Annotated in this window: 14 protein-coding genes; 1 reads left to right on the top strand and 13 read right to left on the bottom strand. The window is 59.8% G+C overall.

All coding sequences use genetic code 11. The annotated features are described in order from the left end of the window. Nucleotides 1–62: 62 nt before the first annotated feature. Both CVS29_RS14140 and CVS29_RS14135 read right to left on the bottom strand, forming a co-directional pair. The gene (locus tag CVS29_RS14140; protein WP_110106974.1) at nt 63–1,169 is read right to left on the bottom strand and encodes a sensor histidine kinase; all 1,107 of its coding nucleotides are present in this window, start codon (nt 1,167–1,169) and stop codon (nt 63–65) included. Continuing rightward, entirely contained in the window at nt 1,144–1,809 is a 666-nt protein-coding gene (locus CVS29_RS14135) for a response regulator transcription factor (protein ID WP_110106973.1), read from the bottom strand. The genes CVS29_RS14140 and CVS29_RS14135 overlap by 26 nt, the downstream gene beginning before the upstream one ends. Nucleotides 1,810–2,627: 818 nt before the next feature. Here CVS29_RS14135 and CVS29_RS14125 point away from each other — a divergent pair. Next, the gene (locus CVS29_RS14125) at nt 2,628–2,843 is read left to right on the top strand and encodes a ferredoxin (RefSeq protein WP_110106972.1); all 216 of its coding nucleotides are present in this window, start codon (nt 2,628–2,630) and stop codon (nt 2,841–2,843) included. Here the strand turns inward: CVS29_RS14125 and CVS29_RS14120 are convergent. The 11 genes from CVS29_RS14120 to CVS29_RS14075 all read right to left on the bottom strand — a co-directional run bounded on the left by CVS29_RS14120 (nt 2,840) and on the right by CVS29_RS14075 (nt 15,310). Next, complete coding sequence (locus tag CVS29_RS14120; RefSeq protein WP_110106971.1) at nt 2,840–3,562, bottom strand: VIT1/CCC1 transporter family protein; 723 nt, start codon at nt 3,560–3,562, stop codon at nt 2,840–2,842. The two genes, CVS29_RS14125 and CVS29_RS14120, sit on opposite strands and share 4 nt — an antisense overlap. A gap of 408 nt (nt 3,563–3,970) precedes the next feature. Beyond that, nucleotides 3,971–5,476: a multicopper oxidase family protein gene (locus CVS29_RS14115; RefSeq protein ID WP_218868013.1), complete on the bottom strand. Its 1,506-nt coding sequence runs from the start codon at nt 5,474–5,476 to the stop codon at nt 3,971–3,973. 26 nt (nt 5,477–5,502) lie between these two features. Beyond that, nucleotides 5,503–5,643, bottom strand: coding sequence for a hypothetical protein (locus tag CVS29_RS18520; RefSeq protein WP_170120985.1), 141 nt, complete (start codon nt 5,641–5,643; stop codon nt 5,503–5,505). 295 nt (nt 5,644–5,938) lie between these two features. Continuing rightward, entirely contained in the window at nt 5,939–6,832 is an 894-nt protein-coding gene (locus tag CVS29_RS14110; protein WP_110106970.1) for a F510_1955 family glycosylhydrolase, read from the bottom strand. 90 nt (nt 6,833–6,922) lie between these two features. Beyond that, nucleotides 6,923–7,525, bottom strand: coding sequence for a DUF305 domain-containing protein (locus tag CVS29_RS14105; RefSeq protein WP_245932250.1), 603 nt, complete (start codon nt 7,523–7,525; stop codon nt 6,923–6,925). 106 nt (nt 7,526–7,631) lie between these two features. Continuing rightward, nucleotides 7,632–8,117, bottom strand: coding sequence for a hypothetical protein (locus CVS29_RS14100; RefSeq protein ID WP_110106969.1), 486 nt, complete (start codon nt 8,115–8,117; stop codon nt 7,632–7,634). Nucleotides 8,118–8,201: 84 nt separating this feature from the next. Then, nucleotides 8,202–10,253, bottom strand: coding sequence for a copper-translocating P-type ATPase (locus CVS29_RS14095; RefSeq protein ID WP_245932252.1), 2,052 nt, complete (start codon nt 10,251–10,253; stop codon nt 8,202–8,204). A gap of 125 nt (nt 10,254–10,378) precedes the next feature. After that, nucleotides 10,379–10,708 carry a heavy-metal-associated domain-containing protein gene (locus tag CVS29_RS14090; RefSeq protein ID WP_170120993.1) on the bottom strand — a complete coding sequence of 110 codons (330 nt, stop codon included), beginning with the start codon at nt 10,706–10,708 and terminating at the stop codon, nt 10,379–10,381. A gap of 1,428 nt (nt 10,709–12,136) precedes the next feature. Beyond that, complete coding sequence (locus CVS29_RS14085; protein ID WP_110106966.1) at nt 12,137–12,496, bottom strand: hypothetical protein; 360 nt, start codon at nt 12,494–12,496, stop codon at nt 12,137–12,139. A gap of 997 nt (nt 12,497–13,493) precedes the next feature. Next, a complete protein-coding gene (locus CVS29_RS14080) occupies nt 13,494–14,777 on the bottom strand; it encodes an alpha/beta fold hydrolase (protein WP_110106965.1) in 1,284 nt (427 codons plus the stop codon). Next, nucleotides 14,774–15,310, bottom strand: coding sequence for a GNAT family N-acetyltransferase (locus CVS29_RS14075; RefSeq protein ID WP_110106964.1), 537 nt, complete (start codon nt 15,308–15,310; stop codon nt 14,774–14,776). The genes CVS29_RS14080 and CVS29_RS14075 overlap by 4 nt, the downstream gene beginning before the upstream one ends. Nucleotides 15,311–15,322 lie beyond the last annotated feature (12 nt).

The raw sequence follows: 15,322 nt of genomic DNA, 5'->3' as shown, positions 1-15,322 counted from the left end.
CCGGTGCCCAGCCGTGGGGAGGCACCAGGAGTCAGACCTGTGTACTCGTGAAGGTCCCAATCTCAGCTGAGTAAATTGACCGACTCATCAAGGGGATCAGGGTCAGCCGAGGCTGAGACGGTTTTCCCAAGCGGGGATGGCGGCACAGATAGTAGCGGTAACCGCAAGGTAAATGTGGTGCCGTGGCCAAGCGTGCTGGCCACGGAGACGGTGCCGCCACGGGCCTCCGTGACGGTCTTGACGATGGCCAGACCCAAACCGCTCCCAGCTCGCTCGCCGGCAGCGGACCCGGTCTGAAAGACCTCGAAAATGGAGCCCAGATCCGCCTCTGGGATGCCTGCTCCGGTATCGCTGACAGTCAGCACCAGCTCGCTGCCTAGGGGGTCGGCTGTTACAGCGATGGTGTCTCCTGGGCCGGTGAACCTGACCGCATTCTCGATCAGGCAGTCCATTATTGCCTCGAGCCGCTCATTGTCGCCCAGGACGGTGCCAGCTTCACTCCGGGAACTCCAATTCCTGTCGGCGGTGATAGCCCATCGGCGCAAGATCACGGCCAGCATCCTGTCGACGTCGACCGGCTCGGTGTTCGGCGGCTCCACAACCCGGACCAAGGTTAGTAAGTTGGTTGCCAACGCTGACGCCTTAATGAGCTCGGCTACCACCAGCTCGGCGTCCTCGCGCACCGTCGGCTCGGTGGACTGATCGGCGATGAGTTGCGCGTAGCCCCTAGCGATTGTCAGGCGCGTGCGTACCTCATGCGAACCGAACCGAGCGGCATTTTCCCGCTGTTGACTGCGGTGGCGGTCAGCCTGCTGCAGTGCGCGCAGTTGGGACTGAGAATTCCACTGACGGTTAACATGCCAGATCAACAGCGCCATAATACCGGCCATCAAGAAGATCTCGGTACATTCTTCCCATTCGATGTTCCCTGCAATGGCATGGCCCACCAGGGCTGCACCAGTCACTGTTGTGACAACGAAGAAGGCAATCATGGTGGCACGCCGTGGCCACGGGCAGAGTCCGTAAAGCAGCGCGAAACTAGCCCATACCAGATGAAAGGGGATGGTTTCCTTGCCAGGCAGCACAAAGGTGAGGTAACAGTTCACGCCCGCGAACACCACCCACGCGGCGGCGAGGACTGCTTTAGATCGCGATCCTATATCCAACATTACGCACCGTTTCAATTTGGTCCTGTGAGAGTTTGGATCGCAGCCGGCGCACACAGACGTCAACCACGTTTGTCCCGGTGTCGTAGCTGGTGCCCCAGACGCGCTCAAGAAGCTCGGCCCTGGTACATGTCTCGGGCGCCCGCTGAAGGAGGTGGGTTAGGAGCACGAACTCGCGTTGGGTTAGTGAGATGCGGCGCCCATCAGAGACGAGCTCGCGTTGCTGGACATCTATCTCGACGCCAGCTCTTCGAAGGTAGCGGGGGACTGCTAAGGGCGGGGCGGCCGTTCGAATGCGGGCGTGAACCCGGGCCAACAGTTCGGCGTTGGCAAACGGTTTGGCCAAGAAATCCACCGCACCGCCCTCCAAAACACCCACCCGGGTAGCCACCTGTGTCATGGATGAGAGCACCAAAACCTGACTCGCAGGACGGGATTGCATTAGTTCGGCCAGAACATCCTCGCCGCGGCCATCTGGCAACACCAGATCCAAAATGATCAAGTGCGGGTCAACAGTCCTGATGGTTTTGAGGGCATCAGCTACAGTGCCAGCCACCGTGACCGTGTGGCCGGCTCCGCTGAGGATTCGGCCTAGGAGCCGGGCGAGGATGGGCTCATCCTCGACAACGACGATGCGACTCACGCCGGTGTCCAGTCTATGGCAATGGTCTTCGAACGGTGCGAGATAGAACGTACAGCTGAGGCCACGGATGACGATCCGCTAAAGGGTTGGGACGTCCGGGAACCTCGCCCGCAGTCATCAAGCGCCCACGCTTCAGGGAGACTAATCCCGAACGAAGCAATGCGATTTTTCATGCGAGGTTCCCCAATTCACTGTGGCATATAATCCACAACAATATGGCTGGACCGTTCACGGTAGTGGCCGGATGCGCTCAGCGTAAGCTATGTCACCAGAGCTGTCAATCAGTTAACGCGGCAGTGCCAATGTCGATCACCCCGGGAAACTATCTTGGCTCATGTGTGGCAACCGCCCCATGGGGCAACGTTTTGTTGCGCATCATGCTGAATCTCTTCCCGCTGGCCGTGGTCTTGCCATCTCCCGGGGGAGAAACCGGAAATGAACACCGCGCTTCCTTCTTCAGGCCAGGGACGTGCTTTGCGCCGTCGGATTTCCTCGCCACAGCCAACTGCACTAACGCTCTCACTGTTGCCGACCTTGGTTCAGCCATCGCATGTCCGTTGCTAAGAAGCTACGCCGGCGCTCATCCTCTCGGCCCTGAGTGATCCTGCAGACTGTGTTGGAGGGCTGAACAGCGGTGCGGAGGACTATTTGGCTAAACCTTTTGACATTGATGAACTGTTGGCACCCTGATGGTGACCTTCCACGGCGTGGGAACGGGTGTGCGGGCCGAACGGTAAAGCGAATTTTTGGAAGATCTCGCGCGTCATTCACCAGCATGCCGGCAGGGGAGCCTGCCTGAGGCAAACCAGGAGGACAACATGACCGAAACACTTCACATCGACTGGACCAGGTGCGACGGGCGGGGGCTGTGCACCGAACTATTGCCCACTGTTTTGGTCCGCGATGACTGGGGCTATCCCTTGGCCCTGCATTCCACCAACGGTGGCCGCAGCAATCCGGCCATCAGTTCCGGGAATAGAAGAGCCAGACGGATACGTCTAGGCAACATCTGGACAGTCTTGGGGGGTGTTTAGATGATTCCGCTTGCGCCGAGGGCGGTGCCGATTCCGTAGGTCGCCGCGAGTGCCAGGGCGCCGCCAACTACTAGGCGCAGTGCAGAGGTGGTTTTGGAGCTGCCTCCGATGGAAGCACTCACCGTTCCCGTCAGGGCGAGGGCGAATAGTACCGCCAAGAATGTCACCGGGATCCGCCAGCCCGCTGGCGGAAGCAAGATGGCTATCAGGGGCAGGATTGCGCCAACAGTAAATGCGGCTGCCGAGGCATAAGCTGCCTGCCATGGACTGACTTCTTCATGCTGGCTGATGTTAAGTTCAGCGGCCAGATGTGCTGATAAAGCATCGTGGGCCGTGAGCTCAAGGGCCACCTGTGTTGCAGTGGCTTCGCTGAGGCCTTGGGTGCGGTAGATCTCGGTGAGTTCCGCCAATTCAGCTTCAGGATCTTCAGCCAGTTCGCGGCGTTCCTTCTCGATAAGGGCCCGTTGGCTGTCCCGCTGGCTGCTCACGGACACGTATTCACCTAATGCCATGGAAACAGCGCCGCCAACCAGTGCGGCGATTCCAGCGACAAGAATGGGGGTGGGTGAGTTGGTCACGCCGGCGACTCCCACGACGGTGGCGGCGACGGATACTATGCCGTCGTTGGCGCCGAGGACACCGGCCCGCAACCAGTTTAGGCGTCCGGCGATATTAGGTGTGTGCGGTTCATTGTCATGGAAGCCCACTAGTTCGCTCATGCGCTCAAAATAGCAGATGAAGTGGACCAGAAATACTTAGTACAGGTTCATAGCCTTCACTCGTGTGCTCGCAAAGCTGGCTGGCTGAGCACCATTATCGGAGCAAATTGTGCAGCCAAGGTTTCAACAGCAGCAGTTTGAGTCACAAGCGGAGACTCTTTGGTACTAATCTGTTTCCCAGCGCGCACTTACCGGTGCATCCTTGAGCTGTCCCGACTCCGAGGCTTGGGTCTTATTGTTTGCGGCACAGCTCAGTTTTGTGGTTCCCACTTCTTAGAATTTTCAATGCCGGTTCAACAAAGTTGTGCCTGGTTACCGCTTGATCCTGCCAGAAGTCCTGTTTCAACCAGCCTGCGGGTACGCCCCACACACAGTGGTCGGTATTGTGGGATTCATGATGGTTGGATGTTAGCTGAGGTAGGAGAAAACACCCATCATTCCACGTTCGGCGTGGTAAGCGTTGTGGCAGTGGAAGAGCCACTGGCCGGGATTGTCGGCATCGAACTGGACGGTCACAGTCTGCTTGGGCCGGACGATGACAGTGTCCTTCCGCGACCCGTCAGTCCCGATTTGGAACGTGTGACCGTGGATGTGCATGGGGTGCCACATCATGGTTTCGTTGATGAACTTCACTTCCACCCGTTCTCCAGCTTTGAGGTCGAAAGCGTTCTCAAACTGTTTGGTCATGTCGAATCGGTGGCCGTTGATGCCCCAGTCGTACTTCATCATTCCGCCCGTCAGGCGCAGTTCGTAAGTCCGGTCGGGTTTCTTGGCGGGCAGTGTCACGGAGGGGTCTGCGGTGAGTTGGCCGCCGTCGACCACGGTGCCGCTCAGGGTGCCAGGCAGGGACTCCCAGGTAGGCGCGGTCCCAGTACCGGTGGAGATGAGCCCGTAGCTCATTTGTCCTTTCCCCTCTGCCAGAGCGAGAAGGGCAGTAAAGCCTTCCTTGACGGTGATGAGGGCATCGATGCGTTCACCCATACCGAGGACGACGGCGTCCACCTCGATGTGCTTGATGCGGAACCCGTCGGTGTGGGTTAGGGTCAGCTGCTGACCTGGGATCCCCACACGGTAGGCGGTATCCCCGGCGGCGTTGATGATGCGCAGACGGACTCTTTCGCCCGATTTGGCCACGAATGTTTCCGGGTGTTCCGGGGCCTTGCCGTTGAAAAGATGGAAGGGGTAGGCAACGTCGCCCGCGTCTCCGCCCAAGAATTCGCTGGAGGTCCCCATGAGCATGTGCCTCATGGGCATGCCGCCCCCTCCCATACCTGTGCTCACGCCTTGGGAAAGTTCCTTCAGAACACCATCGGGAGTGCCGGTAACGCCGTCGAGCCAGTCGTCTAGGACGATTACCCATTCTTTGTCATAGACAAGTGTCTCGTTGGGATCGTCGATGATGAGCGCCCCGTAGAGGGCTTGTTCGCGCTGCATTTCCACATGCGAGTGATACCAGTAGGTGCCAGGGTGGGGCAGTTTGAAGTCGTAGCTGTTCTGGGAACCGGGGGCGAAGGCGTCTTGGGTCAGGCCGGGAACGCCGTCGTCATTGTTACGCAGGGCTAAGCCGTGCCAGTGCACACTGGTGCCGTTACTGAGTTTGTTTGCAATGGTGACGTTGAGTTGGTCGCCCACCGAGCCGCGCAGGGTGGGCGCCACGAGGGCGCCGTTATACCCGGCGGTGGAGATGGTTTTACTAGCCAGCGTGGTGGTCAGTGGTGCCGGTGCTAGCGTTGCGCTGATGGTCCTCCCGGAAGTGACCCGGGCGGCTTCGAAGTCTGCGATCAACGGATCCGTGGGCAGGATCCGGTTCGCTCCGGATGCCGCCGGTGGGGGAGTGCAGGCGCTGAGTGCGGCTATGGCTGTAGCGGCTACGGACAGTCTTAGGAAGGAGCGCCGGGTGGGGGTGGTGTTCATAATGAAATCCTCTAATTGGTTTCCGGTTAGACGGGGGTGATGAAGGTGCCGGCGAGGTTTTGCAATTGATAGATACACTTCATCCATAGGCCGGTGCGCATCGTCAGGCCCCAGGCGATGAGAATGGCTGCCCCGTTGATGTTGACCACGCGAATGTGGGGGCGCACTAGTCTGAGGTCGATAGTGGGGCAGGTCGCTAGTGGGTCAGGTCGCCAGTGGCTCAGCCTCTGCACAGGGCAAGGACGGCGGTAAGTCTGGGGCCAATCCAGAGTCTCCGGCCCAAGCCAAACACAGATGCCGCGTGCTGCTCCAGCGCCGAGCCCACGACGAGAAAGCGGGCCCCGGTCAGCAAACGGCGAAGATTTCCCGGCTCCTTGGGATTGGACAGGCCGGATGCCTATTTCAGCTTTCAGGGCATCGTCAGGGGTGTTGGTGGCAAAGAACTCCCCCATGCTCACGACCTTAGGGAGTGGTTGGGGCGAAGGTGGCTCCGCCGTCGGACGAGCGTTGCATACCATCAGCTGCAGTTACCCAGATACTTGGTGTGCCGGCTGTACCGGCCACTGCGGTGACCGCTTGGACCTGCCCAGCAACCTTCCCTGTGGAAGTCCATGTCAGCCCGGCATCGTTGGAGATCTGGACATTACCGCCCGGAGTGATACCAACCACCTGTGTTGGAGCCGAGCCTGTTGTAGCTGTTCCGATGGCGAAGGATACGAACTGCATCAGTGGGGCGCCCGGGACTGCGCTCCAGGTTCTTCCGCTGTCGGTGGAGCGTTTCAAGCCTTCTTGGGTGGTGGCCAACACTATTGGGGTGGCCGGGTTTCCTGCCAAGACTGCCGGGGCAAAGCTCGCCGTTGATGTGGTCCATGTGAGGCCGTCTGCGCTGGTCCACAATTTTCCGTCAAAGGCGACGAGCCCGTGCTCAGTGCTGCTGAGAGCGTGGAAGTCTGACTGGCCACCGCGCGAGAGAGGTTCCCACGTTTTGCCGGCATCGACGGAACGGATCAGTCCCACGGGGTCAGGCAGTGTTGAGCCGGGTCCGGGATGCCCGGAGGCATAGAAAACCAGCGGATCGGCGGTTGTGGTGAACCCCATCAAGTCAACGGTCTGGGTGCCAATCTTGGTCATGGTGGGTCCGGTGGCGTCGTAGAGACCGTCATGGGTGGCGAGCAGGATCTGCGTGGATACAGGATCCACAAAGATCCCATGCACATGTCCGGTAGAAGCTGGTGCAGGGTCAGGAGAAACTGCAGTGGTGGCCGTTGTTGTGCAACCGGTCAGAGCAAATGGCACGAGCAGGGCCGCGCTGATCAGCGGGAGGTGTGTGTGCGAAAAGAGCGCTTTGGGGGTCATCAGAAATCTCCAGAAGGAAGTGGGAAAGCTGTGGCCGGTGGCGGTCGAAAGCTGATTCTGACCGCCACCGACAGTTGCGCGGGTGACATTTTAGAGGGCTGCTAGTAGCTCTTTCATGTCATTAATTTCGGCCTCTTGGCTGGAAACAATCGACTTGGCCAAGGTGACGGCGTCGGCGTTCTTGCCGTCGGCGACTTCGGTCTTGGCCATTTCTAAGGCCCCTTCATGATGGGCGGTCATCTGGGTCAGGAACATTCTTGCGGCTTCGTTGCCTTGAGCTGCCTTGAGTTTGTCCAGGTCGGCGCTGGTCATCATGCCCGCCATGGAGTGATCGCCGGTCATGGTGGTCGGCTCACCCCAAATGCTCAGGAAACTGGTCATAGTGGCGATTTCAGGGGCTTGGGCAGTCTTGATATCCTTGGCCAAAGCGATGATTTTTGCGTCCAAGCTGGGCTTTGCCAACATGATCTCACTCATCTCCACTGCTTGGGAGTGGTGAGGCAGCATCATTTGCGCGAACATTGCATCCGCCGCGTTGTGTTCGGCGCCTATGGCAGGGGAATGTGCGGTGGACATGGCCGAGCTGCCATGGTCCATGCCTTCCATAGAGCCTGCATCGGGGCTGGTGGAACAACCGGACAGAGCAATAACGGCGGCTAGTGCGGCGGCGGAAGCGGTTAGAATTTTTTTCACAGTAAACAGTCCTCAACTCAAAATTTTCACTACAGATGGACGTCACCCCTCGGCGGGGTGCGCTAACGAGGACCTGTCACTCGGTGACAGGTCAGAATCGAGCGGTTTACGTCCGGCTGATGGAGAGTTGAGTCAAGGAAGGAGGGTCAGGGACGCGCCCTGCGCATTTGTATCCCTCATGGCCCGATACGGTGGGCCCGGCGGCAGGGTCGGGCACGAGGCCCGGTTGCGGGGCCGCTGGTGTAGCCGCCCCGGCGAAGGGGATGCAATCTCCGTGGCTGGCCATGGGCATCTCACATCCTAAGGGTGAACACCCACACACATTCATGTTTCCGTGGGGGGAGGCCACCGCCGCAACTTCGTCATGGTCGGCGACTGACATGGTTAGTGATGCTGCGGGGTGTGCACGAGCAGGAGCCCCAGCCACGTCGGCAGCAGCGGTGCTGATGTGCACGGACGCCATCGGCGCAGCCTGTGCGCTGCCGATGACGTGCATGCCCAGAAGGCCGCCCACAATAGCGGCCGCCAGCGTGATTAGGCCCACCCAACGCAGCAAGAATACCGGCAGTCGCAGCGTGCTTGACGCGTTCATGGCGGGATCCTCTCTGGTGGTTTGGCAGTCTCAGTCGTTGTGTAGTGTACCGGAGCGAACTGGATGGTTCCGGTGAGTTGGGGGTTAGCTCACTTCAGCCGGGTCGAGCTTAAGCCGGCGCAGCAGTTGGGCGTTCAGGGCCACAACGATGGTGGACAAGGACATAAGCACAGCCCCGGCCGCTGGTGAGAGCACGAAGCCGACGCCGGCGAGCACTCCGGCAGCCAGTGGGACCGAGATGATGTTGTAGCCCGTGGCCCAGATCAGGTTTTGCCACATCTTGCGGTAGCTGGCTTTGGAGAGGTCCACGGCGGAGAGTACAGCGCGGGGATCATTACCAGCCAAGATCACCCCGGCTGATTCCATGGCGACGTCCGTTCCGGCGCCGATCGCGATGCCAACTTCTGCTCTGGCCAAGGCAGGTGCATCATTGACGCCGTCGCCGACCATGGCCACCTTCATGCCGCGGCTTTGGAGTTCGGTCACTTTCTGGTCCTTGTCTTGGGGCAGGACTTCGGCGAAGACCTCGTCGATGCCCAGCTCCGCGGCCACGGTGGCGGCGACTTGCTGGGCGTCACCGGTGATCATGGCAACTTTGATGCCGCGGGATTGCAGGGCGTGGACGGCCTGCCGGGATTCCTCACGGACTTCGTCTTCTAGCGCGACGGCACCGATCACGGCACCGTCTTTGATGACGTGCAGAATTGAAGCCCCTCTGTCCATCCAGCGCGTTGTTGCGGTCTTGATCCGCTCCGGTTCGGCCAGAGCGAGTTCCTTCAGCAGTGCCGGACCGCCGACGGCCACGGTGGAACCGTCAATGGTGGCCTGGACACCGCGGCCGGTCATCGATTGGAAACCGGTGGCTGCCATGGCTGGTGTGCCGGTCTTGTTCGCGGCTGCAATAATGGCTCGGGCCACGGGGTGTTCACTGTCGGATTCCACAGCGGCGGCCAGTGCCAGCAATTCATCCGTGGTCAGTTCTTCAAGGGCCGCAACGTCCGTCAGTGCAGGTTCGCCCTTGGTCAGGGTTCCGGTCTTGTCGAAGAGGACCACATCGATGGTGCGCATCCGCTCCAGTGCCATCCTGTCCTTGATCAATACCCCAGCCTTGGCTGCGCGTTCGGTGGAGATAGCAATGACCAATGGAATGGCAAGGCCCAGGGCGTGAGGGCAGGCAATGACGAGCACTGTCACCGTGCGGGTCACGGCATCTGGAATGCTGCCCAGCAGCGACCAAACGATGAACGTGATGACGCCGGACCCGGCGGCGAAGTAGAACAAGAACGCGGCGGCACGGTCGGCCAGGGCTTGTGCCCGGGACGTGGAGGATTGTGCCTGAGCCACCAGCCGCTGGATTCCGGCCAACGCTGTGTCATCGCCGACGGCGGTCACTTTCACCCGCAGGGAATTATCGGTGGCAACGGTCCCTGCCACCACGGGGTCGCCAACCGTCCTGGAGATGGTCTTGGATTCGCCGGTAATCATGGACTCGTCCACTTCCGCGGATCCGTCGGTGATTTCGCCGTCGGCCGGCAACCGGGCCCCGGGTCGGACCAGAACAATGTCCCCGGGGTTCAGTTCGGCGATGCTGATGGTTTCGGTGCCGCCGTCGGTAACCCGTTCGGCCTCATCCGGCAATAGCGCGGCGAGGGCGTCAAGGGCGCCCCGGGCCGAGCCCAATGCCCGCATTTCGATCCAGTGCCCCAGCAGCATGATGGCCACCAGCAGCGCCAGCTCCCACCAAAAGTCCAAGTCGAATCCGCCAATGCCCAGGCTCGTCACCCAAGACGCAATGAACGCCACCGTGATGGCCATCGAGATCAGCAGCATCATGGCCGGCTGGCGGGACTTGATTTCCTGCCACCCACCTTTGAGGAATGGCTGGCCGCCGTAGAAGAAGATCACTGTGCCCAACAGTGGCGGGATCCAAGCCGAACCGGGGAACGCCGGGACGGTGTAGCCCAGGAGGTGCCCAAACATGGGGCTGAAGAACACGACAGGGATGGAAAGGATCAAGGTCAGCCAGAAGCGGTTCTTGAACATGGCGGTGCTGTGCCCGGCATGTTGGCCCCCGCTATGCACGGCATGGTCATCATGATCCATGCCCGTATGTTTCATCGATGAGTGATCCATCATAGTGGGACTTGTGCCGGGGTGATTGCCCTCTTTCGGTGCAGTGCCGGTTGATTGGTGGGCAGTGGGGTTGCTGTTCTTCTCCATGACTCTCCTTGCTCGGCGGTGCACAAATATTTGGCAGCTGGTTAGCTTCGGTTCAGGGAGTAGCCAGCACTTTCAACAGCGGCTCGCACCGATTCCCGGCCGGCGCCACCGGTGACGGATAGTGTAGAGATGCCGCCGGCCACCAGTTCAACGGCGGCCGATTCCACTCCTGGCACGGCTGAGATAGCCGTTTCCACAGTTTTCACGCAATGCCCGCATGTCAGGCCCTCCAAGGCGTAACGTGTGCTGGCAGCTTCGCTCGGAACTGCGGCACCTGACACTAAGGCTGTTGGGTCGGAAGAGCAGCACCTGCAGCCGGTATCAGTGGCTGGGGTCAGGTTGAGGTTTTTGCGGGTGTCGGTTCCACACATGTCAGTGAATTCCTTCGAATGAGGATGAATGATGTGTTGGGGTTGAACGGCAGTGGCGGCCGGAATGATCATGAGCCGAGACAAACTACTTCACTGACAACAAACTCATTATACCCCCCAGGGGTATGATCGATCAAGGTAATGTGCGGCTGCTCTGTGACTGTCTCCCTATATATGCAAAGAGGAACGGGCAGGGAGTTGAGTATGGCTGAACCGCGTCAGGAATATTGTTGGCCGTTTATTTACGGCGGAAGCGTTGGCGCCGGTTGTACCGGTGCGATCTATGGGCGTAGTACACCTCAACCTCGGCAAAGAGTGTCAAGAAGCGATTTAGGACCAGTATAATTGGTCAACCTAGCCGCTAACGTGGGCCCTTGGCAGTGATAACCAACACGTTTTTTTGAGTACTCCCATCTTTATGGGCTCAGTCAGGACCGGGTTTCAGACCCTACTGCGCCTGACACTGGGGATTGCTGTGGCTGCAGGGATTTTCCTACTGGCCCCCACATCCTCACCATTTTGCTTGCCGGGGTCTGGATGTCCTCCTGATAGCGGGCACGCCACGCGTTGGGTAGGGCGCGAATACGTGTCGGTAGCGACACTTCTGGTGCTGATCATTGATGGGCATGACGGCGTTATCGTGTTTTTCTTGGCCCAGGCCGTCCAAATGGGTATGGGAGGGCGACGCCGGTGGCGAACGTGCGCTTGAGGACGCCCGGGGGAAGCGTGCTGCCTACAACAGCACGGTTACTGCCGGGGATAGGCCAGATGTTCCATCCTTGGCGCCAGGGCTGGAAGTTGCACTGGACCTGTAGAGGATGTGGGCAGCACTCCAGCAGCGCCTTCTGTCCGTCAGCTCCAGAAAAATCATTCCATGATGCAGATGCTTCATGAGTTGGGGCTTTCCAGAACACGCCGCAAAGGCATGGACTTACGGCAGCTCAGATGTGTAGCCCTGATCTGACGGTAACCCGCCGCACCCATTGGAACCTTTGCCGTGGCGCTTTGCCCGTTACCTGAACTATCCGGCAGAGGATCAGCGCCCTTGCGCGAAATTTTTCGCTCGCATCTACCCGGGTGACCGTCATTATCGGCATGTCCGGGCTACCGTCCCTGACTAATCAGCTGACCGAGGGCAGTCGAGTCGAAGTCCTGGGTTAGCTTTCTCACGTCTCAGCGGATTTACCCGCACTGTCGTCGTAGAGTTCATCTCCACCGTTGCCGCCGCGGTTGGGACAGATTATGAGCAGAAAAGATTAAGGTGCTACCGGGCAGCGCTGGATGCATCGGCAATGAACGCCGTGATTGGCCTCAAACCCCGCTGCATCCCGGTTGCGCATTCTTACCTTGTTGGATCAGGTCACGGCTCGTTTCCGCCGTAATATTCTGAAGGTGGCTGACACCGTTGAGCGGAATTAGGCGGTGCCGTCAGGCCGCTGGACCCGAGGGCAGCGCGCCGCCTTCATCTGTCCAATCCTGGCCCAAGTCATCGTTCAGGGCCGGGTCAGTGTCCACGTCTGGGAGCCCGCTGTGCCGCTTTGACTCTGTTTCAGGGGAGGAGGATGCAATGGGTGAGCTGTTTTCCCCCGGGTGAAGAAGACGGGTAGCTATTTTTCCAGTTTCGTCCTTGACGGTGGTTTGCACATGTTCGATGGTCTCTTGGACAGCGTCCATCTCCCATACCGCGCGCGCATTGTTCTTCAAGTTCTCGTAGCCGCGGCGGCCCACGCGGGTGCCCACAACATATCCCACGGCCAGTCCGGCTGCGAAGGCCATTTTCGCTTTCATGGATAGCTCCTTGTCTTGTCTGCACGTCACGCGTGCCCTTGGTGTTGCGATTGCAGAGTTCAAAAAAGTGGTTCTTGTCCCACTGTAATGAGGCGGACACTGTTGGAGAATTAGCCACGCGGGAGCACTGGTATTCATCGGCCGGTTCAGAATGCGGCCGCCGCTCTCCGATGCGCTTTAAACGGCAGCGCAGGAATAGGGATCCTCGAGGAGAGCATCGCTCCCAGGCTGCGCGTCTCGTGCATGCCACCGCGTGTTCGTGCCTTCTTTAGGGGTTGAACCCCCACACCCCGTGGTGGGGCAGGGTTCAGCAGTGGGGCGGTATTTCCCAGCTCGGCATACATATCTCACACTGTTGAACGTGCAACGACCACAATCTAGTAGCTTGGATGGTTGCAATCTCACCATGCAGGAAAAGAACGTAGCTGCTTAGTGTCAAGCCTGAATCCACCCTTGATTAGCCAGGGGGCTACCCGGTCCGAATGGGATACGTGACTCTAGAGCGCTGGAGGACCCACTAGCCCGGATTCAGGGTGTCACGGGCAGCCACGGGCTAGATTTCTACCCACTCATTCCTCCCCCAAATGACGCTGGCACTCGAACGCAACAATTGTCAGTAGAAATCGTTCGTTAGGGCTGGGTATACCCGGATAACCTGAGCTTTCGCTGTGAGGGATTGACGTCAAAGTCCGCCATTGGGGGCTGAACTCGTTGACAGCACAGTAAACTGACCCAGGGCACGTATCGCTTGCCACACTTGACGATGCACCCGGTGACGCTGGGTTGACTTCGCAAGTGGTGGGAGTGTGTCCGAACAACTCTGCGCCGAGTCTCTCTCTGGACAATCCAGGGACCTGTGCCCCGCGCAGCGATCCTCTAAGGTGCGGGAACTAGAGAACCCGCGCCTCGGCTGCAGCCAGCCCTCTGACTCTGCTGATACCGGGGATGAGGCCTCGAAGGTCTCAGCTAGCTAAGGGGCCTCCACCACCTATGACGCTTAGGCGCGGACCATGCCCAGTAGTCTGGCGAAGATCCCCTCACCATCATCAGCAATGCCATCGTGGTGGAAGTCGGCGCTTTCCCAGACCTGTAAACCGTTGACGGCTGCGGCCGTAGCGAGGGACAGATCCCGGTCCACGAAGATGTCATCGCGGTAGACGGCTGCAGCCACCGGCACACTATTTAGGGCCAGCTGCTCCAGGTTGTAAAGCTTCCCCCAGCCGTCCGTGCGGACCGCCAACAACTGAGCCACTTCCTGCAAGGGGCTCAGGGCTGGATCCTGCTCAAAATACCAAGGATAGACGGCTTCGCCGCTCAGCAGCGGCTGGGCAGCGTCCGGTAAGAAATCGGGGTTCGCGGCCAAAACCCTGGCGGCAGCCCAGTTACTGGCTTCGCCCTGGACATAGATGGACTCGTGCATCAGGGCATACAGCGGGCCCGTTGAACGGTCTACCTGGGAGCTGAGCTGAGCCAAGAACCCATCTGAGAGCCGTACTCCGTGGAGCGTGGGGACAAAGGCGTCTTCGAGGACATAATGGAGGGAATCAAAACGAGTGTTGCCGCCCAGCAGGTTGCCCAGCATTTGCACACGTTCACGGGTGAGCCGTTCGCCCGTAGGCAGAAACTCGGCGACAGCGTCCGTGTGCGCCATAATCCGGGTCAGCACCTCACGGTCTGTGGGGTATTTGGCGAAGTACTCCGCATTGCGGCGCCGGAGCCGCTCAAAAGTTGCCTGGTAGACCTGGTCAGCCGGGCCCGTCAGAGGCGCCAGCCCGCCGGTAATGAGGGCTTCCTTGACGCCTTCAGGAGCGAAGGAGAGGTAGCTCAGGGCGCAGAAGCCGCCGTAGCTTTGACCAAAGACACTCCAAGGCCCTGACCCCAGGGCTGCGCGGATGAATTCAGCGTCCGCCACAATGTCAGTGGCCCGGAAATGGGAGAGGTACTCTGCTTGTTCCGCGGCGGAGCCCACCAATGGCAGGGTCTGCCGGTTGGCCGGGGTGGAGAGGCCCGTGCCCCGCTGATCCAGCATCAAGACGCGGAAATGCCTAGTGGCCTCCGCCAGCCAACCGCTTAGACCAGCAGGCCGGTTTCCGCGTCCACCCGGTCCGCCTTGGAGGAACAGCAGCCAAGGCAAAGCCTCGCCGTCCACTCGGGCGTCACTGAGCTCGCGCGCAAACAGTTCAAGAGTGGTTCCCCCTGGGTGTGCGTGATCAAGCGGGACCGTGAACCGGTGATCGCGCATGCGCACGCCCCGGATGGTGTAGGCGTCAGTGGGGCTCATGACTGGGCCGGTGCCGAGGATGGAACGGAGGATGCTGCCGTTGCTAGTGCCGGGGCTCCAAAGTTCACCAGGGCGCCACCGTCCAAACGGAACACGTGCCAGCCGTCCATGGGCGCTGCTCCGAACGACTTATAGAAGTTAATGGAGGGCTCGTTCCAATCCAGAACGCTCCACTCCACCCGCGCATAGCCGCGTTCCACAGCAATCTGGGCCAGGTTTTGCAACAGCATTTTTCCGTAGCCGCCGCCCCGCGCCTCGGGCCGCACATACAGGTCCTCGAGATAGATCCCGTGCGTACCCTCCCACGTGGAGTAGTTCAGGAACCAGAGGGCGAACCCCACAATCGGTTCTCCGGCAACAGGGGAGTCCACCACGTGCGCGTAGATTTGCGGATTCGCACCGAAGAGATTGGCGTGCAGCATCTCTTCGGTGTTTTTCACGGCGTCGGGCTCTTTTTCATAAGCAGCCAGATCGTGAATCATGCCAAGGATGGCGGGGACATCGGCGGGCGCAGCGGTGCGTAGCAAGTTCATGAATTTAGCTTA

This window comes from Arthrobacter psychrochitiniphilus, assembly GCF_003185915.1.
Taxonomy (GTDB): Bacteria; Actinomycetota; Actinomycetes; order Actinomycetales; family Micrococcaceae; genus Specibacter; species Specibacter psychrochitiniphilus.
This window is presented reverse-complemented; position numbering and strand designations above follow the sequence as displayed.